Consider the following 25,602-nt stretch of genomic DNA (forward strand, 5'->3'; position numbering starts at 1 on the left):
TTTATCTTATTTAATTTTTATGGTGATGCGATGCAACCAAGGCTCGCCATTCGCCTGGCCGTCACCCTCACTGAGGGGACGAGCATGGGCCGAGCGCATGATCAGTGCAAACAGCACTGCTTGAACTTCTTGCCGCTGCCACAGGGGCAGGGGTCATTGCGCCCGACCTTGGCAGGGGCCTTGGCCGGTTTCACCGATGGCACCGCGACAGGCCCGCTGTTTGGCCCCCTGTTTGGCCCCCGTTGTGCGAGAAAATAGGCGTGCAATTTCAACGCGGCAGGGCCCACTTCGGCCACGCTCTGTTGATGTTCCGGTAGCGACAGGCTGGCAAGCAGTGGCAATTGGTCATCGCTGCCATGCAGGCGGATCACCTCAAGCCAGGTATCCAGCTCCTCTGGCAAGGCTGGCCAGTTCCCCAGCGCCATGCCACGCAGATAGCCAAAGCACCACTCCTCGGCGTTGCAGATCTCTTGTTCTTCGAAAAGATTGACCATCAACACAGGGATAAAGTGCTCGGGCTGATAACAGAGGGTATGGGCCAGAATATTCATATGGCCCATGATAAGGTCCAGCGCCCGTTTCATCTCCCGCTCGGATGACCACTCGGGGGGCATGCCGCCCCAGAGCACCGGCCACCACTGGCTGGGTGATACCAGCTCGGGGCCGGAGAGCACGGCGGTCAGAAAGCCGTCGAGGGCCGACAGACTCAGCATCGAGTCGTCATTGCCATACTCCATCAACCGCTGCTCCAGCCACTCAACGTCGGCCTCGGTCATGGGGTGAAGGGTCACTTTTTTCATGCGGCCACTTCCACCTTGACCCGGCGCTTGCCGGTTAGCAGTTGCTGCATCAAGGCTTTTTTCTCCTGCTTTAGGGCATCGAGTTTCTGTTGCAGGGCGGTAATTTCTTTATCGGCTATGGAGAGAACGTTGGCAATTTTCTGCTGTTCTTCACGAGAAGGCAGCGGTATCACAATATCTCGAACCTGTACCAAACTGATTTGTGGATATGCTTGTCCTGTTGTAATACGTTCAAAGTAGTTTCTATACTTGATATCTCGCAAACAGTGGTAAATAAAATCAGTATTTACCTGTTGAGCATTCAACGTGATTTTTGCTATGTGTTGGTTAATATTGGCCTCACAAATATGGTCTGGCAGCTTACAAACCCGGCCTACATTTCCCGTAATTGTGATTAAGAGATCGCCAGTAAATACTTTTGAGCGTTTCATAGCTTCATGAGCCTCATCACAGATAAAAGCGAGGCCTGACTCTTTAAAACCATCTTCTCCAACACATTCACTACGAAGAAAAGGTATGCCTGTATCTTGCCAATCAAAACCGTAGGTAGTAGGGGTTGCCCCTTTGGTGATGAATGAGGAAACCTCTTCCATGGCGATCTCCCCCCAATCACATGGAAGGGTCGCATATGGAGTTTTTGATACTCGAGGCTTTATCCCATTGTTATCCAGCAGGCGTTTTTTGCCGGTGAGCAGTTGCTGCATCAGCGCCTTTTTCTGCTGCTGGCTATTGGCCAGCAGTTGCTCGGTGGTGCTGATCGCCTTATCCCAAGTGGAGAGAATTTTGGCGATTTTCTTTTGTTCTGGGAGTGGTGGAACAGGTAACTTAATTCCTTTTATGATGCCAACAGTCAATTGAGGCTGCGCAGATCCAAAGGATGCAGCATCGATCTGCTTTGCAACAATGGACGATCGACATAGAGCATAAAGAAATCTTGCTGAAAGTTCCGATTGGGAGGAGTCAATCACTACCATGCCTGAGTTAATGCGCATCACATCATATGGAACCGAGTCATCAAAATACGCAAATTGACCAACACTACCTCTGGTGGTAAGTACGATATTGCCTCGTTCAACCCGACCTTTCCTAAGTTTTTGGTCTTTATCCTTATTGATGAACTGCAATTCATCGAACAGAAAGCCTGATTTAGTAACGTTTTTAGCACTCAAAAACAAACAATATCCAGCTTCCAAAAAGTCAGTGGATTTTGGGTATTCTTTACCCCTGTCTCCATCAATAACCTTTATCTTTGCATCATCAATAGTCGTAGAAAGCCATCCTTTAGGCACCATAACCGAGCTCCTCCAGATACTTGGCCATCTCGGTTTCCAGCTCGGCTAGTTGGGTTTTCAGTTGTTCGCGCTCGGCTCGCACCGCCAGCAGATCGATCTCGGCTTCCTCCTCGAAGGTATCCACATAGCGGGGGATATTGAGGTTGTAGTCGTTCTCCTTGATCTCTTTGAGCGAGGCAAGGTAGGCGTATTTATCGACATTGCCGCCGTTGCGATAGGTAGCGACAATCTTGGCGATATTGTCCGCGCTCAGCAGGTTCTGGTTTTTACCCGCCTTGAACTCACGGCTGGCGTCGATAAACAGCACATTGTCGTCCACCTTCTGCTTTTTAAAGATCAGAATGGCGGCGGGGATACCGGTGCCATAAAAGAGCTTCTCTGGCAGGCCGATCACCGCATCGAGCAGGTTCTCGTCGATCAGCTGCTGACGGATCTTGCCCTCGCTCGACCCCCGGAACAGCACGCCGTGGGGCACCACGACCCCCATGCGACCACTCTTGGGTTTGAGGGTCTCAATCATATGGAGGATAAAGGCGAAATCCCCCTTGGTTTTGGGCGGCAGCCCGCGCTTGAAGCGACCGAACTTATCGTTCCCCGCTTCCTCATAACCCCATTTATCCAGCGAAAAGGGTGGGTTGGCGGTCACGATATCAAAGCGCATCAGATCACCGTTTTTATCCAGCAACTTGGGGTTGCGGATGGTGTCGCCCCACTCAATCTTGTGGTTGTCTTCCCCGTGCAGGAACATGTTCATCTTGGCCAACGACCAGGTAGAGCCGATGGCCTCCTGCCCATAGAGGGCGTAGTGCTTCTCGCCATGGTTTGCCACCACCTTGCGGCCGCACTTCATCAACAGTGACCCCGAGCCACAGGCCGGATCGCAAATGGTGTCGCCCGGCATCGGCTCCAGCAGCTCGGCAATGAGATCGGAGACTTCGGGCGGGGTATAGAACTCACCCGCCTTCTGGCCGCCGCTGGCGGCGAAGTTTTTGATAAGGTACTCATAGGCGTTGCCGATCACATCCAGGGTGCCGACCCGACTCGGTTTGAGGTTGAGCTCATCCTTGGCAAAGTCTTCCATCAGATGGCGCAGTATGGTGTTCTTCTGTTTCTCTTCGCCGAGGCGGTCGGTATTGAAGCTGATGTCCTGAAACACGCTCTTGCCCGCGTCTTTGAGCTTGGTGCCATTGGCCTCTTCGATGGCGTGCAGCGCCTGATCGATCCGCTCGCCGTTGCCCGGCTCGTGACGACGCTCGAACAGGCTGTAGAAGCTGGCCTGTTTGGGCAGCACGAAACGCTCGTTTTTGAGCATCTCTTCAATGAGCTCCGGCTCATCGCCATATTCGGCCTTGTAGCCATCGTAGTGATCCTGCCAGACATCGGAGATGTATTTCAGGAACAGCATGGTGAGCACGAAGTCTTTATAGGTATCAGGGCTGACAGTGCCGCGAAAGGTATCACAGGCAGACCAGAGGGCCTTGTTGATATCGTCCTGGTTTATCGAGGTAGTCATAAGTCACAATTCCTTGGGTATTTCTTGGAAAAATGGGCTGCTCAGCAAAACTATTTCGGTTGCTGATCGGATTGTTCGAGCAGGCTGGCAGCGATGGCCTGCATCATCTGCTCGCCGTTGCGTTGCAGTTGTTGCGTCAGACGTCGCTCTTCACGCAGGATGTTGACCATCTTCATGATGGCTACTTGTCTCGCAAGAGATGGGATGCCGATGGGGGTCTCCGCCAACACCTGACGACGAATACTTTTGGCAGCGCTGCCTTCGGCGTGAAGCTCGAAGTAGCGCTGGCAAGGGGACTGATTGAGCTGCCAGGCCAGAAATTCGGGACTGAGCGCCTCGCTATGCAACCGCACCACATAGAAGTGAGGGGCGGCTACGGCGGGCAATGGTGCAAGCCCGGTATCAACCAGCACGGCATAGTTAGTGCTGCCACGGGCCGCCACCAAGATATCGCCGGTTTGCAGCCAGTCAGGCTCCTTCTTGCTGGTAGGCTCAGAACGAAGGCAGGCAGACCAGTCAACCCCCCCTTCTGGCGAGGCATCTCTCATCTGCACCACGGCCATGCTGCCGGAATCGATCTCCGGGATCTTGCCGCGATAGGGGTGCCCAGCACTGATGGTGGCAATATGGTTCAGCTTCACAAAAAATCTCTTCATCGTTAATGATGCAGTTACAGTGTGTCGCATCTGACGCTATTGAGTCAATATCAACGCCCATTATTTTTGCATCAATAGGAATGATGCTTTTATGTGTGCCATTGACAAGAGGCAGACCCTGACCTGCCTGAAAGATCCAACCGAGATCATTTTGTAATTTAATTACAGTTAATCACCGCAAAAAATAAAAAGGCCCTGCTGTTGCAGGGCCGTTGAGTTTCCAACTCAATTGTCGGTTTCCAACTTAATTGTCCGTGATCAACAACGCAGTGAATTGCCACAACCTATGTGGTTGACATTTAATTAATTTTCTATATAAAAGCACAATAAGTCTCATAGCAATTACCTGAGACAATTACATAGCTTTTATAGCTGCCGATAATTGCGTAAGTTATTGAAATTGAAGGTTATATTTGTGCTGCAACATGTGAGAATGAGGGTTCGAATCCCTCCCTCACCGCCAAATTGCAAAAACCGACCTGATGGTCGGTTTTTTGTTTTTAAGCGCCATCCTGATGTGGTGTTGGCAGGGCAGAGTGAAAACCCTCGCCCAGTCTGCACTGAGTCGCTTGCTCGGGATATAAAAGCGGCAATGCCGAATAGTTCTGTGGCTTGTCGGCGCGGATCTGACGTTCACCGGTACAGTGTACTGCCAGATTGAAAGCCCTGATGTTTCCATCAGGGCTTTTTGCTATCCGCGTTTTTCGCGGGCGCTGTGGGCAAGCCGATGGCGATGGGGGGCTGGCTCGGGTATAGTCCTGCGCCAATGGCGTTATCCTGTTTTGCTGACCCGTCGTGGCCCTGGTGGTAGCGAGGGGCAGGCCTGTGTAAGGAGTGTTATGAAGTTCAGTCCCCTGCTCGATGAGATGATGAAAGCCCTGCAGGTATTGCCGGGGGTGGGGCCCAAGTCTGCCCAGCGGATGGCCTTTACCTTGCTCGAGCGTGAGCGCAGCGGCGGTTTGCGTCTGGCCCAGCTGCTCTCTCGTGCCCTGACCGAGATTGGTCATTGCAGCCACTGCCGCACCTTTACCGAGAACGATCGCTGCGATATTTGCGCCAATCCCAAGCGGGAAGAGAATGGCCTGCTCTGTGTGGTGGAGAGCCCGGCGGACGTGGCCGCCATCGAGCAGACCGGCCAGTTCTCCGGTCGCTACTTCGTGCTGATGGGCCATCTGTCGCCGCTGGACGGCATCGGCCCAGAGGAGCTGGGGCTCGATATTCTCGAGCGCCGGTTGAAGGATGAGCACATCAGCGAGCTGATCCTCGCCACCAATCCCACCATCGAGGGGGATGCCACCGCCTGGTATATCGCCGACATGGCCCGCCATGCCGGGGTAGAGGTGAGCCGTATCGCCCACGGGGTGCCGGTAGGGGGCGAGCTGGAGCTGGTAGATGGCACCACGCTGTCCCACTCTCTGATGGGGCGCCAACGCTTGAAATAGCAAGGCGAGCCTGCCTGCTACCCCGCATAAACAGGGGGTGAGCTGGGCAATAAATAGCCGTTTGAGCGGATTTAAAGGGGCGAGTGAGCAGGATTGCACACTCGCCCCTTGATATTTGATTGGCCGTCCCCATCTAGGTTGGGCATATGTTCAACCCGATGTTTCTGAGGATTGGTCCATGACCCAAAGTGTTCATGCCGAAACCCACGGCTTTCAGACTGAAGTCAAACAACTGCTGAGCCTGATGGCTCACAGCCTCTACTCCAACAAAGAAGTATTCCTGCGCGAGCTGATCTCCAACGCATCCGATGCGGCGGACAAGCTGCGCTTCAAGGCGCTTTCCGATGCCTCTTTGTTCGAAAACGACGGCCAGTTGCGTGTGCGTCTGGTGGTGGACAAAGAGAAGCGTACCCTGACCATCTCCGATAACGGGATCGGTATGACCCGTGATCAGGTGATCGAGCACCTGGGTACCATTGCCAAGTCCGGCACCGCCGAATTTTTCAAGAACCTCTCCGGTGATCAGGGGCGCGATTCCCAGCTAATCGGTCAGTTCGGGGTCGGTTTCTACTCTGCCTTCATCGTGGCCGACAAGGTGACCGTGGTCTCCCGCGCTGCGGGTACCGAGCCGGGTCAGGGCGTGCAGTGGGAATCGGAAGGGGAAGGCTCCTTCACCGTGGCTGACGTGACCAAAGAGGGTCGCGGTACCGACGTCATCCTGCACCTGCGTGCCGAGGAAGAAGAGTTCCTCGACGACTGGCGTCTGCGCTCCGTGGTCAGCAAATACTCCGATCACATCAGCGTGCCTGTCGAGATGTTCAAAGAGGGCACGCCGGATCGGGAAGAGGATGGCGAAACCATCGTCGGCACTCCGGGCGAGTGGGGGCAGGTCAACCGCGCGACCGCACTGTGGACCCGCAACCCTAAAGATATCAAGGACGAGGAGTATCAGGAGTTCTACAAGCACGTCGCTCACGACTTCGAAGATCCGCTGCTGTGGGGTCACAACCGGGTGGAAGGGGCGCAGGAGTACACCAGCCTGCTCTACGTACCGGCCCGCGCACCGTTCGACCTCTACAACCGCGAGCAGAAGCACGGTCTGAAGCTCTACGTGCAGCGCGTCTTCATCATGGATGACGCCGAGCAGTTTATGCCGACCTACCTGCGTTTCGTCAAAGGGGTGCTGGACTCCAACGATCTGCCGCTCAACGTCAGTCGTGAAATCCTGCAGGACAACAAGGTGACCGCCTCCCTGCGCAAGGCGTGCTCCAAGCGCGTGCTGACCATGCTCTCCAAGCTGGCCAAGGATGATGCCGAGAAGTACGCCAAGTTCTGGAAAGAGTTCGGTAACGTGCTCAAAGAGGGCCCGGCCGAGGATTACGCCAACCGCGAAGAGATCGCCAAACTGCTGCGCTTTGCCAGCACCGCGGGCGAGGGCGAAGCCCAGACAGTCTCTCTCGAGGATTACGTTGGCCGCATGAAGGAAGGCCAGCAGAAGATCTACTACATCACTGCTGACTCCTATGCCGCTGCCAAGAACAGCCCGCACCTCGAGATCTTCCGCAAGAAGGGTGTCGAAGTGCTGCTGATGTGGGAGCGTGTCGATGAGTGGCTGATGAGCCACCTGACCGAGTTCGACGGCAAGCAGCTCATCTCCGTCACCCGTGGCGAACTGGATCTCGGCGATCTGGAAGACGAAGCCTCCAAGCAGGCCCAGGAAGAGGCCGAGAAGGCCAACGCCGGTCTGGTGGAGCGGGTCAAGAAGAGCCTCGGCGAAGCGGTGAAAGAGGTGCGCGTCACCCACCGTCTGACCGATTCACCCTCTTGCATCGTCACCGACGCTTACGGCATGAGCACCCAGATGATCAAGCTGATGCGCGCCGCCGGTCAGCCGGTACCGGAGCAGAAGTACATTCTGGAGCTGAACCCCGACCACGCGCTGGTGAAGAAACTCGACACCATCGAAGACGAGGCACTGTTCGGCGAGTGGGTCACCCTGCTGCACGAACAGGCCCAGCTGGCCGAACAGGGCGGGCTGAACGATCCGGCGAGCTTCGTCTCCCGCATCAACCGTCTGTTGCTGCAAGCCTAAGCCGCAACTCCGATAACAAAAAGCCCACTGCATGCAGTGGGCTTTTTTGATCCCGCCTTGTGAGCGCGGCGAAAACAGCGGCAAAAGGGTGGCGGCCAGAGTGCCTCTCTATTTGCGGTATTCGTTGTTGTAGTTCTGGATGAGGCGTCGGGTCACTTCATGCTGGGGGTCGGCAAACACCTTGAGGGTCTTGCCGCGCTCTACCACCCGACCTTCGTGCATCACCAGCACCTCGTCGCTGATGTGGCTGACGATGCCCAGATCGTTGGCCACCAGCACATAGCTGAGCCCCATGGTCTCCTGCATCTCCAGCAGCAGGTTGATGATCTGCGAGCGCACCGAGATATCCAGAGTAGAGAGCGCCTCATCGGCCACCACGATCTTGGGGTTGAGGATCAGCGCCCGCGCCAGCGCAACCCGCTGCTGCTGACCGGAGGAGAGCATCTGCGGGTAGAAGAGGGCGTGATCCGGCAGCATCCCCACCATGCGCAGGGTCTGCACCACCTTCTCGCGGCGCTCCTCCTCGGTCATCTCGGTGTTGAGGCGCAGCGGGGTTTCCAGGATCTGGCCGACCCGGATCTTGCGGTTCAGCGAAGTATTGGGATCCTGAAAAATCATCCGCAGCAGTTTGCAGCGAGTCTGGTAATCGCCGTGCACCATCAGCTGGCCGTCGATGGCAATGTCGCCGCTGGTGGGTTCGATCATGCCAGCCAGAATGCGGGCGAGGGTACTCTTGCCGGAGCCCGCTTCGCCGACGATGGCGAGGGTCTGGCCCACGTCGAGATCGAACGAGAGGGGCTTGATCGCCTCCACCGCCTGACGACGGAACAGACCGGTGCGGTTCTGGTAGGTTTTGCTAAGGCCTCTGACCTGCAACAGGGATGGCTCGATCACAAGCGGGGCTCCTTCATGGGGGCATTAACGGTCATCATTTTTTCGGCTCCTCCATGTTCAGCGGGAAGTGACAGCTGAACTGATGGCCCTTGATCTTGTTCATCAGCGGGGTCTGCACGCACTGCTTCTGGGCGTAGGGGCAGCGTGGCCCCAGACGGCAGCCGATGGGCAGGTGTTGCAGCGGCGGGATGACGCCGGGCAGGGTTTCGAGGCGCGACTTGTGGCGCACCAGCTTGTCAAAGTCGGGGATCGATTTGAGCAGGGCATCGGTATAGGGGTGGTGTGGCGTCTCGAGGATCTGCTCCCGGGTGCCCACTTCCACCATCTGGCCGCAGTACATCACGTTGATGGTGTCGGTCAGGTTGGCGATCGCTGCGATGTCGTTACTGATGATCAGGATGGTGGTGTTGCCCAGCTTGTTCATCTTGTCCAGCAGTCGCAGGATCTGGGAGTGGGTGGTGGACTCCATGGCGCTGGTGGGCTCATCGGCCACCAGCAGGCGCGGCTTGTTGGCAATGGCCATGGCGATCATCACCTTCTGGCACATGCCATCCGACAGCTCGTGGGGATAGGCGCGCATCACCTTGCGGTGATCCTTGACGCCGACCCGGTGCAGCAGGGCGATGGCCTTCTTCTTGCGCCACTGGAAGCGCTGCCAGAATTGCCCCTCGAACGAATCGGTCGGGATCGCCTCTTCCAGCTGGGTGCCGATCTCCTCGGAGGGGTCGAGACAGCTGATGGGATCCTGAAAAATCATGGCGATCTCGCGACCCATGATGCGGCGGCGCTCCTTGGGGGCCATGGTCAGCAGATCCATGTCGTTGAAGCGCATCCGGTCGGCACGTACCGTCCAGTTATCCTTCTCGATACCGACGATCACCTTGGCCACCAGACTCTTGCCTGAGCCGGATTCACCCACCAGACCGCGGATCTCCCCCTCGGTCAGGGTCAGGCTCACCTTGTCCACCGCCTTGACCTTGCCTTGCGGGGTATCTATCTCGATGGTGAGATTGCGTATGTCGAGCAGAGGCATCAGTCATTTCCCTCTTTGAGTGCTTCACGAATGCCTTCACCGACCAGATTGGTGACCAGCACGCCGTCCAGGAATGAACAGCGGCCAAGGGTGAACATGTTTATCTTCGACAGAGCGCGCTGCATCAGTCGTTCCCCTCTTTGAGTGCTTCGCGAATGCCTTCACCAACTAAATTGGTCACCAGCACGCTAAACAGAATGGCGATGCCGGGCAGGGTGACGGTCCAGGGGGCGAGATAGATAAGGTCGCTCGAGTCGGCCAGCATGGTGCCCCATTCCGGTTGGGGAGACTGGGCGCCGAGGCCAAGAAACCCGACCGCCGAGATATCGAGAATGGCTGCCGACAAGGTGCGGGTGGTCTGGGCCACCAGGGTCTCGACAATGTTGGGCAAAATAGCCAGCCGCATGATCCTGAAGGGAGGGGAGCCATCGAGGCGGCTGGCGGTGATGTACTCCTTCTGCATTTCGGCATGCACCGCGTTGTAGGTGGCCCGGATAAAGGGCGGGATCAACGCGAGCGTAATGGCAATCAGGGTATTGCCAAAACCCGGCCCCATGATGGCGACCATGATGATGGCCATCAGCAGGGAGGGGATGGAGAGCAGGGTATCGAGCAGGTGGTGCAGCACGCTCGATTTGAGCCCCTTGCTCATGCCGCCGAGGATACCGATGGCGGAGCCCACCACCATGGCGATCACCACCACGACCAGTGCGTAACCGAAGGTGAGACGTGCCCCCACCACCAGCCGGGAGAGCATGTCGCGCCCCAGATCGTCGGTGCCGAGGAAGTAGTCGATATTGCCGGTCGCCGCCCAGGAGGGGGCCAGCAGCAGCTTGTCGGCATGCTGTTCATCGATGCCGTAGGGGACGACCAGCGGCCCTACCAGCGTGATGAGCAGCAACAGCAAAAAGCACCAGAGCCCGGCCATGGCCAGCGGATTGCGGCTGTAGGAGGCCCACGTCTGCTCAAGGGGCGAGAGGATCTTGAGCTCGGGATAGATGTTCGATTTATCTTGCATAGGATACCTGGCTCTTGGTCACGCCATGAGCGCGTTCAATCTTGTTTGGCATACAACTCTTTGCGCCGTGCCGGATAGATAAGGGTGGTCAGCAACTCGGTGCTGACGCTGGTCAGGATCACGAAACTGGCGACCACCAGGGTGGCACCACGAATGGCGGCGTAATCCTGCAGGGCGATGCTGCTGATGAGCCAGCGGCCGATCCCGTGCCACTCGAACACCACCTCGGTGATCATGGCGGAGGTGAGCACGCTGCCCAGTTGCAGACCCAGCAGCGGTAGTACCGGCGGCAGAGCGTTCTTGAGACCATGGCGCCAGACGATCTGCGCCTTGGAAAGCCCCCGGCTCGCCGCCGCCTTGATGTAGTTCTGCTTCATCACGTCGATGAGGGAGCTGCGCACATGGCGGATCACCTCGGTGGTGGGCACCACCGCCAGCACCAGTGACGGGAGGATCAGGTGGCGCAGGGCATCGTGCAGCGCCGCTTGCCGCCAGGGCTCGTGGCTGAGCAGCACATCGATCACCGCGATCCCCGTGATGGGGGGCACGTCGTAGAGCAGGCTGATCTGACCCGATGCCGGTAACCAGCCAAGGTCTAGCGAAAAGAGCATCACCACCAGCAGCGCCAGCCAGAACACCGGCACCGCATAGCCGATAAGACCGGCGGTCATGATGGAGAGATCCAGCGTCTTGCCCTGTGACAGGGCCGCCAGGGTACCGAGAGGAATGCCTACCAGCAGCGAGATGGCGAAAGCCGCCAGACAGAGGATCAGGGTCGCCGGGAAGTAGTGGCGGATCTCGTCCAGCACCGGCAGCCCGGAGACGCTGGAGAGCCCCAGGTCGCCTGCGAAAATGCGGCGCAGGAAGTCGGGATAACCGCTCCAGAAGCTGATCTGATGGCCGATCAGCCGATAGTCCAGCAGGTAGGCGACAAAGGTTAGCGCCAGCAGGGTGATGAGCAGCAGGTTGATGCGGCGCAAGGTGTATAGAAGCATGCTTACTCCCTGTGAGCCTGGTTGAAGGAGGTGCCGCCAAAGGGCATCAGCGTCAGCCCCTCGATGTCGCTGCGGCTGACCTGGGTACGCAAGGCGTGCGCCAGCGGGATCAGCGGCAGCTGTTCGTTGAGCAGGGTCTGGGCATAGTAGTAGTTGCGCAGCCGGAATGAGAGCTGGGGCGTGGTGACCGCATCATCCAGCAGCTGGTCGAAGGCCGGGCTGCACCAGCGGCTGTAGTTGTTGCCCCGCTCCACCGCCGAGCAGCTCAGCAGCTGGCGGAAGAAGTTGTCCGGGTCGGCGTTGTCGGCAATCCAGCCGGAGAGCAGGCTGTCGTACTGCCCCTTGGTGAGACGGCCTTCGATCACCGGCCACTCCCGTTGCACGATCTTGAGCTTGATCCCGACTTTGGCCAGATCACTGCGGATCAGCTGGGCGGTCTTGACCGCATCCGGGTTGTAGGGGCGGGCGTCCGGTTGTACCAGCACCTGCATCTCGAACCCTTTCTCCAGTCCCGCCTCCTTGAGCAGCTGGCGCGCCCGTTTCAGGTCGGGCTTGCGCTCGGGCAGGCTGGGGTTGTAACCCCATGAGAGGGGGGGCAGCAGGCTGTTGGCGGGCAGACCGGTATCGAAATAGACCGCCTGCAACAGGTTGTCGATATTGATGGCGCTGGCAATGGCCTGCCGCACCTTGACGTTGTTGAACGGCGGCTTGCGGGTATTGAGGGCCAAAAAGGCCACGTTCATCCCCGACTGGACCGAGAGGCTCAGCGCCGGATTTTGCTTGATCACCGAGAGCTGGCTGGCGGAAGGGGTGCTCATCACGTCGCACTCGCCGGTCAGCAGCTTGGCCAGCCGTTTGGCGGATTTGGGGGTGATGTCGTAGACCAGCTGTTCAATCTTGGCATCGCCGCCCCAGTAGCCGGGATGGCGCAGATAGCGGATGAACTCGTTGTGGCGATACTCCTTGAAGCTGAACGGCCCGGTGCCGATGGGGCGGCTATCCAGCAGGGCTGGCGTGCCCGCCTGCAACATCTGCTCGGCGTATTCGGCGGAGAGGATCACCGCATAGTCGCTGGCCAGGGTGGCGAGGAAGGAGGCGTTCGGCTGGTTCAGCTCGAACACCACCGTCTGCGGCCCCTTCTTGCTCACCCGCTTGATCAGCAGATCTTGCCCCAGGCTGTAGAAGTAGGGGTAATCGCCGCCGGAGACATTGTGGTAGGGGTGCTGCTCGTCCAGCTGGCGGGCATAGGTGAAGACCACGTCATCGGCATTGAAAGTGCGGGTGGGCTTGAACCAGGGGGTATGGTGAAACGTCACCCCCTTGCGCAGGGTCAGGGTATAGGTGAGGCCATCCTCGCTGACATGCCAGTTGGTGGCGAGTGCCGGCTCCAGCGCCAGGGTGTTGGGGTTCACCTCCAACAGGCGGTCGTAGAGCGGACGGGCACTGGCATCAAGTGTCACCCCGGAGTTGGAAACATGGGGATTGAAGGAGAGGGGGGAGCCCTCAGCACAATAGATGAGTCCGGTTTTGGAGGCCTCGGGTTGCTTCTGGCAGCCGGTGACCAGCACCAGCAGACCCAGCAGCAAGGGTGTGAGCATTCTCATTGTTGAACCATGTTCTTATAGGGGCTTTGTACGCACGTTTTGATACAAATGTGCCAGCGCGAGGGCTGGCGTGTTGCTGGAGTCGGCATCAACCGCGCTCCTTCACTCTTGTTCTGCATCGTTATCGCCATCCAGCAGCTGATATTTGCGTAGCATGCCACGGAACTGGTGATAGCTTAAGGCCAGCAGTTGAGCGGCTTTGCGCTGATTATACTGGGATTGCTGCATCGCTTGCTTGAGTAAATTAATCTCGTACTCCGCCACCGCCTGCTTGAGATCGAGCGGCAGGGTGAGGGGGGATGCAGATTGTACCTCGCTTCGGGCCTCTTGCGCAGGTTGCGAGGCCTGTGGTCGCCAGGGGGAATCAAACGGGTTGATCACCAGGGTCGAGAGCGGCAACTGGGGATTGCCCTGACGATAGATGCTGCGCTCCACCACGTTTTTCAGCTCCCGCACGTTGCCAGGCCAGTGGTAATCGAGCAGCAACTGGGTTGCCTTGCGCGAGAAACCGGCAAACAGCGGATAGCCCAGCTCCCGGGTCATGCTGTGGGCGAAGTGCTCCGCCAGCATCAGGATATCTTCCCGCCGCTCCCGCAAAGGGGGGAGGGTGATCACATCAAATGCGAGCCGGTCGAGCAGATCGTGGCGAAACTGCCCCTTGTCGGCCAGCGCAGGGAGATCTTCGTTGGTGGCGCAAACCAGCCGCACATCCACCCTGAGGGGCTTGGCCCCGCCCACCCGCTCAAATTCGCCATACTCGATGACCCGCAGCAGCTTCTCCTGCACCCGGGCGCTGGTGGTGGCCAGCTCGTCGAGGAACAGGGTGCCGCCATCGGCCCGCTCGAAGCGGCCCTGATGGCGCTTGGCCGCGCCGGTAAAGGAGCCCGCCTCGTGTCCGAACAGCTCGGTCTCCAGCAGGCTCTCGCTCAGGGTGGCGCAGTTGATGGTGACAAAGCTTTGATCCCAGCGCGCCGAGAGATAATGTAGGCGGTGGGCGATCAGCTCCTTGCCCGTCCCCCGCTCACCGATGATCAGCACGGGTTTGCGCAGCGGGGCGAGCCGTGAGGCCTGCTCAATGATCTCGAGAAATGCGTTGGATTCCCCCAGCAGGCTTTCCGTGGCCGTGGTCATAGTGATCCCTGTCAGTTGTAAAAGCTGGTCAATCTTACCAAAAGTTGGTGATTTTAATCATCACTTGCGCGAGGCATCTTGCAATCCGGCTATTCTGCCCCATATAAATCAACAAGTTAAATTTTGTTCCAGATTGGCACACAAGTTGCCATTGTCAATGGAGAAACAACGCCATGCCAATAACAGGAGTGCAATCATGAGTATTTTTTCCCGTCTGGCCGACATCATCAATTCCAACCTGACGGCCCTGCTCGACAAGGCAGAAGATCCCCAGAAGATGGTGCGCCTGATCATCCAGGAGATGGAGGACGAACTGGTCAAGGAGCGCTCCAATCTGGCCCGCTTCCTCGCCAGCCAGAAAGAGATTGGCCGTCAGGTCGCCCGTCATCAGGAGCGGGTCGACGAGTGGCAGGCCAAGGCCGAGCTGGCCCTGACCAAGGGTCGTGAAGATCTGGCCCGCGCCGCCCTGATCGAGAAGAAAAAGCAGACCGAGTTGTCAGAGACCCTCTATCGCGAGCAGCAAGCGGTCGATAGCGGCATCGAGAAGCTGGGTGAAGAGATCCGCCAGCTCGAAGCCAAGCTGGAAGATGCCCGCGCCCGTCAAAAGGCGATGGCCATTCGCACCGAAGCGGCCAGCAGCCGTCTCAATGTGCAGAGCCAGGTAGCCCGTGGCGAGAGCCAGGCGGTGGTGAGCAAGTTCGAGCGGATGGAGCGTCGTATCGACGAAATGGAAGCGCGCGCCGATCTGGGTCAGTCCGACAAGGCGCTGGCGCAGCAGTTTGCCGAGCTGGAAGTGGACGATCAGATAAGCAAAGAGCTGGAAGCGATGCGCCAGAAGCTGGGCCAGGGCGACAGCAAGAGCGAAGGTAAACAGGGGGAGTAACAGATGGAAGATCTGCTGGGCGTATTGATGGTTCCCATGGTGGTCTTCATGGTGGTGGTGGCCCCCATCTGGCTGGTGCTGCACTATCGTGCCAAGGGGCGGATTGGCGCCGGTCTTGCCGATAGCGAGCGCGAACAACTGCAAGGGCTGCTGGCTCGCACCGAGAAGATGCAGGAGCGAGTAGGCGCGCTGGAATCGATTCTGGATGCGGAAGTACCCGGTTGGAGGAACAAGGTATGAGCAGCGTCAGTCGTGAAGGGCGTAACCTCTATCGGGATCCCCAGCGCGGCAAGATAGCCGGGATCTGTGCCGGTTTGGCAGAGTACTTCGGGGTGGAGACCTGGATCGTGCGGCTGTTGGCCATCAGTGGCCTTATCTTCGCCGGTTTTATCACCTTCACCGCCTATATTGCCGCCTGGTTCTTGCTCGACAAAAAGCCGGTCACCCTCTATTCGCAAGAGGATGCCGATTTTGCCGAGGTGCGGATGAAGGCGCGCAGCTGGCAGGCAGGTGTCACCCCTCATCAGGCGCTGGGCCGTATCGCGCAGGAACTTGACGCGCTGGAGCCCAGAGTGCAGCGGATCGAGAAGCTGGTGACCTCCAGGGAGTTCACCCTGCAGCGGGAATTTCGCAAGCTGTAGTGCTTGCTGAAGCACCAATGTCGATGGTGGCGCCTTTTGTGATGCGCCACCATCGACACCAACTATCCAGACGTGGATAACCGGTCGACTATCGCACGGCCAAACACGCCGGATGCAATCACCAAGGGAGAACGGATCAAGCCTTGATACTCAATAAACTGGAACAGAAGTTGACTCGCCTGCAACACAAGGCGAACGACGTGGTGAACCGGGTGCGGGATCGCCATATCCGGCTGGCGGTGACCGGCCTCTCTCGCAGCGGCAAGACCGCCTTTATCACGGCGCTGGTCAACCAGCTGGAACACGCGGCCATCGATGGCCGTTTGCCGTTGTGGGATGCCCTGCGTCAGGGGCGCATCCTCGGTGCCCGCCGGGTGCCGCAGATCAATGCCCATATTCCCACCTTTGCCTACGAACGTGGCCTCGACTCCCTGTTTGGCGATCCACCGGCCTGGCCCGAGCCTACCCGCGGCGTGGCCGAGGTGCGCCTCGAAATTCGCTATCGCACCCGTCATCCCCTGCGCAAGCATCTGGGGGAGATCTCCACCCTTTACGTGGATCTGGTGGACTACCCTGGAGAGTGGTTGCTCGACTTGCCGCTGCTGGAGATGAGCTACGAGCAGTGGAGCGAACAGGTGCGCGAGCAACTTCGTCGCCCCGAGCTGCAAGCGCTCGCCGCCAGCTGGCTGACCCCCGGATGGCAGGCCGATCAGCGCTTCGAAGAGCGGCCGGTGGCGGAGCTGGCCGAGCGCTACACCGCCTACCTGCACGCCTGCAAACAAGAGCTGGGATTGCACCTGATCCAGCCCGGCCGCTTCGTCTTGCCGGGGGAGTATGCCGGTGCCCCCATGCTGCAATTTGTCCCCTGGGTGTGGGAGATGCCTGCCAGCGAACCCGCCGATGGCACCCTCTACGCCACCCTCAAGCAGCGCTTCGAGCAGTACAAACAGCATCTGGTGCAGGGCTTTTATCAGCAGCACTTTGCCGGCTTTGATCGCCAGATCGTGCTGGTGGACTGCCTGCAGCCCCTCAACGCTGGCGCGGCCAGCTTTGGCGACATGCAGCAGGCCATCGCCCGCATCATGGAGAGCTTTGCCTACGGCAAAAGCAACTGGTGGCGACGACTCTTCTCGCCCCGTATCGACAAATTGCTGTTTGTGGCGAGCAAGGCCGATCACGTCACCCCCGAGCAGCATGCGCCCATGGTCTCCCTGCTCCAGCATCTGGTGCGCAGCGGCCGCGGTCAGGCCCGTTTCGAGGGGATCACCACCGAGTGTCTGGCGCTCGCCGCCATCAAGGCGACCGAGGTGGGCAAGGGGGTGGCCAATGGCCGCGAGTTCCCCGCCATCCGTGGCACCAGCCTGAGCGGTGAATCGCTGCTGCTGTTCCCGGGGGAGGTGCCACTCCATATTCCCCCTGCGCAGTGGTGGAACAGTCAGGGCTTTGATTTTCAGGCGTTTCGCCCCATGCCCATGAGCGCCCATCAGGCGCTGCCCCATATCCGGCTCGATGCGGCGCTGGAGTTTCTGCTCGGGGATCACCTCGAATAACGGTGTGCGGCTCGGGGTTGTTTCCTGCGCTGCACACAGGAGACTGTTTTCAGGAGAACAAGGCGATGAACGATCAGATAAAAGAGCGGCCACCGTTGCAGGGCAAGGTGATCCTTGAGCCTGCCTTGACGGTGGCCAGTGACGAGCGCCCGCCCGCACCGGCCCAGCGACTGGAGGAGGCGAGTTTCGAGCGCCTCGATGAGCTGGACGAGTTCACCGAGGTGGAGAGCGCCCTCGTCAGCAAACCGCGTCGCCGCCACCGGCTACTGGCGTGGGGGCTGGGGGCGGTCGGTTTACTCTCCTTGGGCCAATATGGCGCCTTTCTTTACGATCAATTTCTCACCACCCCGCTCTGGGGCAGCGCCTGGCTGGCGGCCTCGGCGCTGGTGGTGGCGGGCACCGCCAGCGTGGTGGGGCGCGAGTGGCTGCGGCTGCGTACCCTCAAGCGGCGTCAGGATGTGCGCTCGCGGGCAGAAGATCTGCTGGCCCATCAGGGAGTCGGGCAGGGGCAGGCCTTTTGTGAAGGGCTGGCGGTCAAAAGTGGCGACAAGGGGTGCGAGGGGTATCAAACCTGGCTGGCCCAGCTCGACGAGAGCCACAGCGATCGGGAGGTGCTCACCCTCTACAGTCAGCTGGTGCTGAGCGAGCGCGACAAGCTGGCACAGGCGCGGGTCGCCAAATGGTCGGGGGAGGCCGCGGTGCTGGTGGCGCTGAGCCCGCTCGCCACCGTCGATATGATGCTGATGCTGTGGCGTAACCTGCGGATGATCGAGGATATCGCCGATGTCTACGCCATCGAGCTTGGCTACTGGAGCCGCATTCGTCTGATCCGTCAGGTGTTTCGCAACATGCTCTACGCAGGTGCCACCGAGCTGGTGACCGAGGTGGGGATGGACTTGCTGGGGGCCGAGCTCACCGCCAAGCTCTCCGCCCGCGCCGCACAGGGGGTGGGAGCTGGGCTGCTCACCGCCCGCCTTGGCCTGCGCACCATCGAAGCGTGCCGCCCGCTGCCCTGGTGTGCGGACGAGAAGCCGAAACTCGGTGAGCTGCGCAAGCGGCTGATCGGCCAGCTGGCGGGGTATCTCAACAAATCCTGATAGCCCTATCTGCACCTTGCTGCTATGACCCATGCCCCTGTTGTGTTCGCCAAGCCGCAGGGGCATGGTTTTAATCGGCAGATCATTGAGTTGCCAGCATTGTGCCGACTTTGGCGAGGCGCCCGTTTACGGTTAAGCTGGCAGTCAATCGTATCAATCACACCAATCGTACTAATCGGCAAGGATGCCCGATGAACTTTACCTTTCGCCAGATCCGTTATTTCGTGGCCGTGGCCGACAGCTTTTCAGTGAGTCGCGCCGCCGCCGAGTTGCATATCTCCCAGTCGGCGGTCACCAGCGCCATTCGCGAGCTGGAGACCGAGCTGGGCGCCCCGCTATTCGAGCGCAATCCGCGCGGCGTCACCCTCACCACCCAGGGCCACCAGTTTTTGCTCCACGCCCGCCGCATTCTCGGCGCCATGACCGAGGCGAGCCACTCCCTCAAAGCGGTGGCCCAGCAGGATCAGGGGCGACTCACTATCGGCGTGACTACCCTGGTGGCGGGTTACTACCTGTCGGAGGCGCTCGGCCGCTTTCGCCGCGCCTTTCCGGCGGTACAGATCGAGGTGAAGGAGGATGAACAGCCTTTTCTGGAGCATCAGATCGTCAACGGCGAGGTGGATGTGGGGATCCTGATGACCAACCGTACCATCCGCCAAGAGGCGTTTGATACCGAGTTGCTGACCCGCTCGCCGCTGCGGCTCTGGCTGGCCGCCAACCACCCGCTCTGTGCCGAGTCGACCCTCTCCCTGATGGCACTGGGGGAGGAGCCGATGATCTCGCTGACTGCCGATCAGCTCGATCAGATCATCGGGGGTGGCCTGCGCCGCTACGGCATCTCTCCCCGTATCGTGCTGCGCACCGCGTCGGTGGAGGCGGTGCGCAGTCTGGTCGCCAGCCAGCTCGGGGTTGCCCTGCTGCCCGATTTTGCCTATCGCCCATGGTCGCTGGAGCAGGAGCGGGTCGAGGCGCGCCCCATCAAGGAGCCCATTCCCGCCATCGATATCGGGCTGGTGTGGCGCCGTGGTTCTCGGCTGGATTGGACGGCGCGGGAATTTATCGATATTGCGCGGGATCAGAGCCGGTTGCGGGCCCGTCAGGCGCTTCCTCGCTAGCCATCTTTCACGGAGTTGCCACCAAAAATCAGATTCATCTGCACTCGATATCTATTTAGCTGATACCTGAGCCACCAAAAATTGAAATATTCATCGTATTGCCACTCCCCTAAGCTCATTGCTGGTTAACAGGATGTTAACGTCTACGGCGGCGTTCCCTCACCTGATGCAAGTCAACACAATGCAAGGAGTGCATGATGAAATTGACCCCTCTGATGCTGGCTCTTGTTCCGGCGCTGCTGGCAGGCCAGACCCAGGCTGCCCCGACCGAGCTCGGCAAGGGTGAAGGCCAGCTCAATATCGTGGCCTGGGCTGGCTACGTCGAACGTGGCGAGACCGACAAGAACTACGACTGGGTGACCGGCTTCGAAAAAGAGACCGGCTGCAAGGTGAGCGTCAAGACGGCGGCCACCTCGGACGAGATGGTGGCGTTGATGAACGAGGGGGGCTTCGACCTGGTGACCGCCTCCGGCGATGCCAGCCTGCGCCTGATTGCCGGTGGCAAGGTGCAGCCGCTTAATCTGGCGCTCATTCCGAGTTACAGCAAGATTGATCCCCGGCTGCAAAATGCCCCCTGGCACACGGTGGATGGCAAGCACTACGGCGTGCCCTACCAGTGGGGTGGTAATATCCTGATGTACAACACCAAGGTGTTCCCCAAGGCACCGGATTCCTGGAACGTGGTGTTCGAGGAGCAGACCCTGGCGGATGGCAAGTCCAACAAGGGGCGGGTACAGGCCTTTGACGGCCCGATCCATATTGCAGACGCGGCTCTCTATCTGATGACCCATCAGCCCGCCCTTGGTATCAAAGACCCTTACGAGCTGAACGAGGATCAGTACAAGGCCTCTCTCGATCTGCTGCGCAAGCAGCGCCAGCTGGTGGGACGCTACTGGCATGATGCTTTCGTTCAAATCGATGATTTCAAGAATGAAGGGGTGGTTGCCTCTGGCTCCTGGCCGTTCCAGGCCAATACCCTGATTGCCGACAAGCAGCCCATTGCCACCACTGTGCCTAAAGAGGGGGTCACCGGTTGGGCCGATACCAGCATGGTGCACAGCGATGCCAAGAACCTCACCTGTGCTTACAAGTGGCTGGAGCACTCCCTGAACAACAAGTTGCAGGGGGATCTCGCCTCCTGGTTTGGCTCGGTGCCTGTGGTGCCTGCCGCCTGCGAGGGCAATGCCCTGCTTGGCCCGACCGGGTGCAAAACCAACGGTATCGACAACTTCGATCGGGTTCGTTTCTGGCGCACTCCGGTCTCCCAGTGCAAGAGCCAGGGAACCTGTGTGCCCTATTACCGCTGGGTTTCCGACTATATCGCCATTCTGGGTGGTCGCTAAGGCGGGGTGAGTAGGGTGGCAGCCACGGCTGCTACCTTGATCACGGCAGAGGAGCTAGCCTCCTCTGCACAACCGTCGAGACCGGATAATCAAGCGGGCCGGACAGGAGTCCGGCCCATCCCTGCACAGACAAGGACGCCCCATGAACGCCGTACAATTTGACCGGGTCAGCCGCCACTATGGCGAGGTGAAGGCGGTCGATGACATCTCTTTCCAGATCCCCTCCGGGGAATTTTTTACCTTGCTGGGGCCGAGCGGTTCCGGCAAGACCACCTGCCTGCGGATGATTGCGGGCTTCGAGTATCCGAGCGACGGGGAGATCCGCCTGTTTGGTGAACCCTGCTCCACCGTGCCGCCCTATGATCGCAACCTCAACACGGTGTTTCAGGACTATGCCCTGTTTCCCAACATGGATGTGCGCGACAACATCGGCTATGGCCTGATGCTCAAGGGGGTCGCCAAGGCACAGCGCTACCGCAAGGTGGACGAGATGCTGGAGCTGGTGCGATTGCCCGGGGTCGGCAAGCGCCGCCCGAGCCAGCTCTCCGGCGGCCAGCGCCAGCGTATCGCCATCGCCCGGGCCCTCATCAACCAGCCGCGCATCCTGCTGCTGGATGAGCCGCTGGGGGCCCTCGATCTCAAGCTGCGCGAGCAGATGCAGCTTGAGCTCAAGGCGCTGCAACGTCAGCTTGGCATCACCTTTATCTTCGTCACCCACGATCAGCAAGAGGCGCTCTCCATGAGCGACCGGATCTGCATCTTCAGTCAGGGCAAGATTGAGCAGATCGCCGCGCCCGATACCATCTACGACGCCCCGGCGACGCCGTTTGTGGCTCGCTTCGTCGGCACCGTCAATCTGTTCGAAGGAGAGCAGGCCAGACGGCTGTGCGGCGACGGCAGCCAGATGATGGTGCGCCCGGAGCGGATCCGGCTCAGTGAGGCGGGCACGCCGGGCTGGTCGGGGGAGATCCGTGAAGTGGAGTATCTGGGCCCCTTCGTCCGTTATCGAGTCAGCCTCGGGGAGCAGATCGAGATCATCGTCAACCATCCCAATGAGGGGCAGGCCCGCCTGAGCCGTGGTACCCAGGTCAGCCTCAGCTGGCCGGAGCAGGCCATCCATCGCCTGAGCGCCACTCATCAAGGGGCGCAGCCATGAGTGCCCCTCACAGTGCGAGTCTTGCCATGAACCATCAGCCCGACCCTGCCCGTTTCAGGCCGCTACGGCGCCTCTCGACCCTGCTCTATGGCCGACCCGGCCTGCTGCTGGCGATCCTGCTGGGGCCGCCGCTGCTGTGGCTCGGCATCATCTATGTCGGCTCCTTGCTGATGCTGCTCTCCAACTCCCTGTTCGGGCTGGACGAGTTCAGCGGTCAGGTGCGCCATGAGCTGGGGCTGCAAAACTTCGTTGCCCTGTTGCGACCTGAGAATCTGGATGTGATCGGCCGCACCGTCGGCATGTCGCTGCTGGTGACCTTGGCCTGCGCCCTGCTCGGTTTTCCGGTTGCTTACTACATGGCACGTTACACCAGTGGCAAGACCCGGGCGCTGTTCTATGTGGGGATCATGCTGCCGCTCTGGTCCAGCTATCTGGTGCGGGTCTATGCCTGGAAGCTTATTTTGGCCAAGGAGGGGGTGGTGAGCTGGCTGGCCGACAGCATGGGGCTGGAGTGGCTGCTGGATGCCATCCTCTCCCTGCCAGTCATCGGGGGGCCGTCGCTCTCCTTCTCGCGGCTCGGCACCTTTATCGTGTTCGTCTATGTCTGGCTGCCCTTCATGATCCTGCCCATTCAGGCGGCGGTGGAGCGTATTCCGCGATCCCTCTTGGAGGCGAGTAGCGATCTGGGGGCGACACCCGCCCAGACTTTTCGCAATCTGATCCTGCCGCTGGCGTTGCCCGGTGTGGTGGCGGGATCCATTTTCACCTTCTCGCTGACCCTCGGTGATTACATCATCCCCGGCATTATCGGCAACTCGACCATGTATATCGGTCAGGTGGTCTACATGCAGCAGGGAACGGCGGGCAATCTGCCCTTCGCCGCCGCCTTCTCGCTGGTGCCGATCCTTATCATCGCCATCTATCTGGCGATTGCAAAACGACTGGGGGCTTTTGATGCGCTTTGACCCTATCGCTTTGAACCGGCAGCAAGGAGGCCGTCATGTCAGCTAGCTCTGTGATCAGTCAGGGAGAGCGCCCTACGGGCCTGCTCAAGTACGCCGCCATCGGCGGGCTCTTGTTCCTGCACTTTCCCATTCTGTTTATCTTCCTCTACGCCTTCACCAGCGAGAGCAAGAGTTACCAGTTTCCGCCCCCCGGGCTCACCCTCAAATGGTTCGAGGTGACCCTCAATCGTCCCGATGTGTGGCGTGCCATCCAGTTGTCGCTGGAGGTAGCGGGGCTGGCGACACTGGCGGCCATGATCCTCGGCACGTTGGCGGCAGGGGCCATTGCCCGCAGCCGCTTCTTCGGTCAGGAGGTGGTGTCGCTCTTGCTGGTGCTGCCCATCGCGCTGCCTGGCATCGTCACCGGTATCGCGCTGCGCTCGGCCTACGGCTTGATGGAGATCCCGTTCAGCTTCTGGACCATCGTTATCGGCCACGCCACCTTCTGTGTGGTGGTGGTCTACAACAATGCGCTGGCCCGTTTTCGCCGCACCAACCAGAGCCTCATCGAGGCGTCGATGGATCTCGGGGCCGACGGCTTCCAGACCCTGCGCTACGTGATCCTGCCCAATCTGGCTACGGCGCTGCTGGCGGGGGGCATGCTGGCCTTTGCCCTGAGTTTTGACGAAGTGATCGTTACTACCTTCACGGCGGGCCAGCAGACCACGTTGCCCATCTGGATGTATCAGGAGCTGATCCGCCCCCGAGACAGGCCGGTCACCAACGTGGTGGCCCTCATCATAGTGGCTTTCACCACTATCCCCATTTTGCTTGCCTACTACCTCACTCGCGACACCCACGATGTCGCAGGCAGTGGCAAATGATGACTCAACGCGTGCGCAAGGATGCAACCATGAAACTCTCTACCCAACTCTTGATTGATGGCCAGTTTGTGACCGGCGAGGGTCAGGCCGAACCCATTCTCAACCCGGCCAACGGCGAGCAGATCGCCGCCGTGCCGGAAGCTTCGTTCGAACAGGTGAACCGGGCGGTGAACGGTGCCCAGCGCGCCTTCGCCCAGTGGAGCCGCACCACCCCGGCCCAGCGCAGCAACCTGCTGCTGCGTCTGGCGGATCTCGTCGAGCGCCACGCAGAGGAGTTCGCGGCGCTGGAATCCCTCAACTGCGGCAAACCCTATCTGGCGGTACTCAATGACGAGTTGCCTGCGGTGGTGGACTGCTTCCGCTTCTTTGCCGGGGCGGCCCGTTGCCTGCAAGGGCCGCTGGCGGGGGAGTATATCGAGGGGCACACCAGCATGATCCGCCGCGATCCCATCGGGGTGGTGGGCAGTATCGCCCCCTGGAACTACCCGCTGATGATGGCTGCCTGGAAGATGGCGCCGGTGCTGGCGGCGGGCAATACGGTGGTGCTCAAACCTTCCGAGCAGACCCCGCTCACCGCCTTGCGTCTTGCCGAGCTGGCCAGCGAGATCTTCCCGCGCGGCGTTATCAACGTCATCTGCGGCCGGGGTGAAAGCGTGGGGGCGCCGCTGGTGGAGCACCCGCTGGTGCGGATGGTGTCGCTCACCGGCGATATCGCCACCGGCCAGAAGATCCTGCAAAGTGCTGCCCGTACCATGAAGCGCACCCACCTTGAACTGGGGGGCAAGGCGCCGGTGATCATCTTCGACGATGCGGATCTGGAGGCGGTGGTGGCGGGTATTCGCACCTTCGGTTTCTACAATGCAGGGCAAGATTGCACCGCTGCCTGCCGTATCTATGCCCAGGGCAAAATCTACGACAAGTTCGTCGCGGCCATGACCGAGGCGGTGGCCTCCATCAAGGTGGGCAGCCAGTACGAGGAGGGGGTCGAGATGGGGCCGCTCATCTCGGACAGGCAGCGCAACCGGGTCGCCAGCTTTGTCGAGCGGGCCCAGAGCAGCGGTCATGTGGAGGTGACGGCGGGGGGCAAGATCCGCCCCGGCAACGGCTTCTTCTTTGAGCCGACCCTGATTGTCGGGGCCCGTCAGGAGGATGAGATCGTGCGGCGCGAGGTGTTTGGCCCCGTGGTGTCGGTGACCCGTTTCAGCGACGCCGAGCAGGTGGTGCAGTGGGCCAACGACTCGGACTATGGTCTCGCCTCGTCGGTCTGGACCCGGGATTTGAGCCTCGCCAGCAAGGTGGCCAGCCACCTGCAGTACGGCTGCACCTGGATCAACACCCACTTCATGCTCACCTCCGAGATGCCCCACGGCGGTATGAAGATGTCGGGCTACGGCAAGGATCTCTCCCTCTATGCGCTGGAGGATTACACGGTGCCGCGTCATATCATGGTCAAGCTGTAGTGGGGATTGGTTAACGGATTGTCACAATTTATTTACAACTGTTTCAGGCAGCCGACTCA

At 59.6% G+C, this 25,602-nt stretch carries 24 protein-coding genes; 13 read left to right on the top strand and 11 right to left on the bottom strand.

The window, feature by feature from the left end; genetic code table 11:
• Nucleotides 1–101 precede the first annotated feature (101 nt).
• Genes OKC40_RS00840 through OKC40_RS00855 form a run of 4 tightly spaced genes read right to left on the bottom strand, consistent with a single transcriptional unit; the run spans nucleotide 102 to nucleotide 4,246 of the window.
• Nucleotides 102–800 carry a UPF0149 family protein gene (locus OKC40_RS00840; protein WP_111809645.1) on the bottom strand — a complete coding sequence of 233 codons (699 nt, stop codon included), beginning with the start codon at nucleotides 798–800 and terminating at the stop codon, nucleotides 102–104.
• Complete coding sequence (locus OKC40_RS00845) at nucleotides 797–2,092, bottom strand: restriction endonuclease subunit S (protein ID WP_005344795.1); 1,296 nt, start codon at nucleotides 2,090–2,092, stop codon at nucleotides 797–799. The genes OKC40_RS00840 and OKC40_RS00845 overlap by 4 nt, the downstream gene beginning before the upstream one ends.
• Nucleotides 2,082–3,605 (bottom strand): type I restriction-modification system subunit M, encoded by a 1,524-nt coding sequence (locus OKC40_RS00850; protein ID WP_005344794.1) that lies wholly within the window; start codon nucleotides 3,603–3,605, stop codon nucleotides 2,082–2,084. Before OKC40_RS00850 ends, OKC40_RS00845 begins: the two co-directional genes overlap by 11 nt.
• Before the next feature lie 50 nt (nucleotides 3,606–3,655).
• On the bottom strand, nucleotides 3,656–4,246 hold the full coding sequence (locus OKC40_RS00855) for a restriction endonuclease subunit S (protein WP_232099076.1): 591 nt from the start codon (nucleotides 4,244–4,246) through the stop codon (nucleotides 3,656–3,658).
• A gap of 854 nt (nucleotides 4,247–5,100) precedes the next feature.
• Between OKC40_RS00855 and recR the strand changes: the two genes are divergently transcribed.
• Together recR and htpG are read left to right on the top strand one after the other, a co-directional pair.
• Nucleotides 5,101–5,703: a recombination mediator RecR gene (gene recR, locus OKC40_RS00860; protein ID WP_042062229.1), complete on the top strand. Its 603-nt coding sequence runs from the start codon at nucleotides 5,101–5,103 to the stop codon at nucleotides 5,701–5,703.
• Nucleotides 5,704–5,881: 178 nt separating this feature from the next.
• On the top strand, nucleotides 5,882–7,795 hold the full coding sequence (gene htpG, locus OKC40_RS00865; protein WP_270793844.1) for a molecular chaperone HtpG: 1,914 nt from the start codon (nucleotides 5,882–5,884) through the stop codon (nucleotides 7,793–7,795).
• A 108-nt stretch (nucleotides 7,796–7,903) separates the two neighbouring features.
• Here the strand turns inward: htpG and OKC40_RS00870 are convergent, their stop codons facing one another.
• The 7 genes from OKC40_RS00870 to pspF all read right to left on the bottom strand — a co-directional run bounded on the left by OKC40_RS00870 (nucleotide 7,904) and on the right by pspF (nucleotide 14,470).
• The gene (locus OKC40_RS00870; RefSeq protein ID WP_163130476.1) at nucleotides 7,904–8,689 is read right to left on the bottom strand and encodes a peptide ABC transporter ATP-binding protein; all 786 of its coding nucleotides are present in this window, start codon (nucleotides 8,687–8,689) and stop codon (nucleotides 7,904–7,906) included.
• 34 nt (nucleotides 8,690–8,723) lie between these two features.
• The gene (locus OKC40_RS00875) at nucleotides 8,724–9,722 is read right to left on the bottom strand and encodes a peptide ABC transporter ATP-binding protein (protein WP_042657607.1); all 999 of its coding nucleotides are present in this window, start codon (nucleotides 9,720–9,722) and stop codon (nucleotides 8,724–8,726) included.
• The gene (locus tag OKC40_RS00880; protein ID WP_267967772.1) at nucleotides 9,722–9,847 is read right to left on the bottom strand and encodes a hypothetical protein; all 126 of its coding nucleotides are present in this window, start codon (nucleotides 9,845–9,847) and stop codon (nucleotides 9,722–9,724) included. The genes OKC40_RS00875 and OKC40_RS00880 overlap by 1 nt, the downstream gene beginning before the upstream one ends.
• Nucleotides 9,847–10,740, bottom strand: coding sequence for an ABC transporter permease subunit (locus OKC40_RS00885; protein WP_042657606.1), 894 nt, complete (start codon nucleotides 10,738–10,740; stop codon nucleotides 9,847–9,849). The genes OKC40_RS00880 and OKC40_RS00885 overlap by 1 nt, the downstream gene beginning before the upstream one ends.
• Before the next feature lie 35 nt (nucleotides 10,741–10,775).
• The gene (locus OKC40_RS00890) at nucleotides 10,776–11,735 is read right to left on the bottom strand and encodes an ABC transporter permease (protein ID WP_042657605.1); all 960 of its coding nucleotides are present in this window, start codon (nucleotides 11,733–11,735) and stop codon (nucleotides 10,776–10,778) included.
• Between the two features lie 2 nt (nucleotides 11,736–11,737).
• On the bottom strand, nucleotides 11,738–13,333 hold the full coding sequence (gene sapA / locus OKC40_RS00895; protein WP_206901962.1) for an ABC transporter substrate-binding protein SapA: 1,596 nt from the start codon (nucleotides 13,331–13,333) through the stop codon (nucleotides 11,738–11,740).
• A gap of 108 nt (nucleotides 13,334–13,441) precedes the next feature.
• Nucleotides 13,442–14,470 carry a phage shock protein operon transcriptional activator gene (pspF, locus tag OKC40_RS00900; protein WP_270793845.1) on the bottom strand — a complete coding sequence of 343 codons (1,029 nt, stop codon included), beginning with the start codon at nucleotides 14,468–14,470 and terminating at the stop codon, nucleotides 13,442–13,444.
• A 196-nt stretch (nucleotides 14,471–14,666) separates the two neighbouring features.
• Here pspF and pspA point away from each other — a divergent pair, with 196 nt between their 5' ends.
• From pspA to OKC40_RS00955, 11 genes are all read left to right on the top strand, one after another.
• Nucleotides 14,667–15,353: a phage shock protein PspA gene (gene pspA, locus OKC40_RS00905; RefSeq protein ID WP_064341193.1), complete on the top strand. Its 687-nt coding sequence runs from the start codon at nucleotides 14,667–14,669 to the stop codon at nucleotides 15,351–15,353.
• Nucleotides 15,354–15,356: 3 nt separating this feature from the next.
• On the top strand, nucleotides 15,357–15,593 hold the full coding sequence (gene pspB, locus OKC40_RS00910) for an envelope stress response membrane protein PspB (RefSeq protein ID WP_005333672.1): 237 nt from the start codon (nucleotides 15,357–15,359) through the stop codon (nucleotides 15,591–15,593).
• Complete coding sequence (pspC, locus tag OKC40_RS00915; protein ID WP_021231384.1) at nucleotides 15,590–15,994, top strand: envelope stress response membrane protein PspC; 405 nt, start codon at nucleotides 15,590–15,592, stop codon at nucleotides 15,992–15,994. The genes pspB and pspC overlap by 4 nt, the downstream gene beginning before the upstream one ends.
• 143 nt (nucleotides 15,995–16,137) lie before the next feature.
• A complete protein-coding gene (locus tag OKC40_RS00920; RefSeq protein ID WP_270793846.1) occupies nucleotides 16,138–17,544 on the top strand; it encodes a YcjX family protein in 1,407 nt (468 codons plus the stop codon).
• A gap of 65 nt (nucleotides 17,545–17,609) precedes the next feature.
• Nucleotides 17,610–18,641 (top strand): YcjF family protein, encoded by a 1,032-nt coding sequence (locus OKC40_RS00925; protein ID WP_270793847.1) that lies wholly within the window; start codon nucleotides 17,610–17,612, stop codon nucleotides 18,639–18,641.
• A 191-nt stretch (nucleotides 18,642–18,832) separates the two neighbouring features.
• Nucleotides 18,833–19,756 (top strand): LysR family transcriptional regulator, encoded by a 924-nt coding sequence (locus OKC40_RS00930; protein WP_270793848.1) that lies wholly within the window; start codon nucleotides 18,833–18,835, stop codon nucleotides 19,754–19,756.
• Nucleotides 19,757–19,953: 197 nt separating this feature from the next.
• Entirely contained in the window at nucleotides 19,954–21,099 is a 1,146-nt protein-coding gene (locus OKC40_RS00935) for an ABC transporter substrate-binding protein (protein WP_042657598.1), read from the top strand.
• Nucleotides 21,100–21,241: 142 nt separating this feature from the next.
• Nucleotides 21,242–22,255: an ABC transporter ATP-binding protein gene (locus tag OKC40_RS00940; protein WP_042062240.1), complete on the top strand. Its 1,014-nt coding sequence runs from the start codon at nucleotides 21,242–21,244 to the stop codon at nucleotides 22,253–22,255.
• Nucleotides 22,252–23,220: an ABC transporter permease gene (locus OKC40_RS00945; RefSeq protein ID WP_042083340.1), complete on the top strand. Its 969-nt coding sequence runs from the start codon at nucleotides 22,252–22,254 to the stop codon at nucleotides 23,218–23,220. Before OKC40_RS00940 ends, OKC40_RS00945 begins: the two co-directional genes overlap by 4 nt.
• A 35-nt stretch (nucleotides 23,221–23,255) precedes the next feature.
• The gene (locus OKC40_RS00950) at nucleotides 23,256–24,083 is read left to right on the top strand and encodes an ABC transporter permease (protein ID WP_270793849.1); all 828 of its coding nucleotides are present in this window, start codon (nucleotides 23,256–23,258) and stop codon (nucleotides 24,081–24,083) included.
• A gap of 29 nt (nucleotides 24,084–24,112) precedes the next feature.
• Entirely contained in the window at nucleotides 24,113–25,543 is a 1,431-nt protein-coding gene (locus tag OKC40_RS00955; protein WP_075113011.1) for a gamma-aminobutyraldehyde dehydrogenase, read from the top strand.
• Nucleotides 25,544–25,602 lie beyond the last annotated feature (59 nt).

Origin of the sequence: Aeromonas sp. QDB11, assembly GCF_027705265.1 — a bacterium.
Lineage (GTDB): Bacteria > Pseudomonadota > Gammaproteobacteria > Enterobacterales > Aeromonadaceae > Aeromonas > Aeromonas allosaccharophila.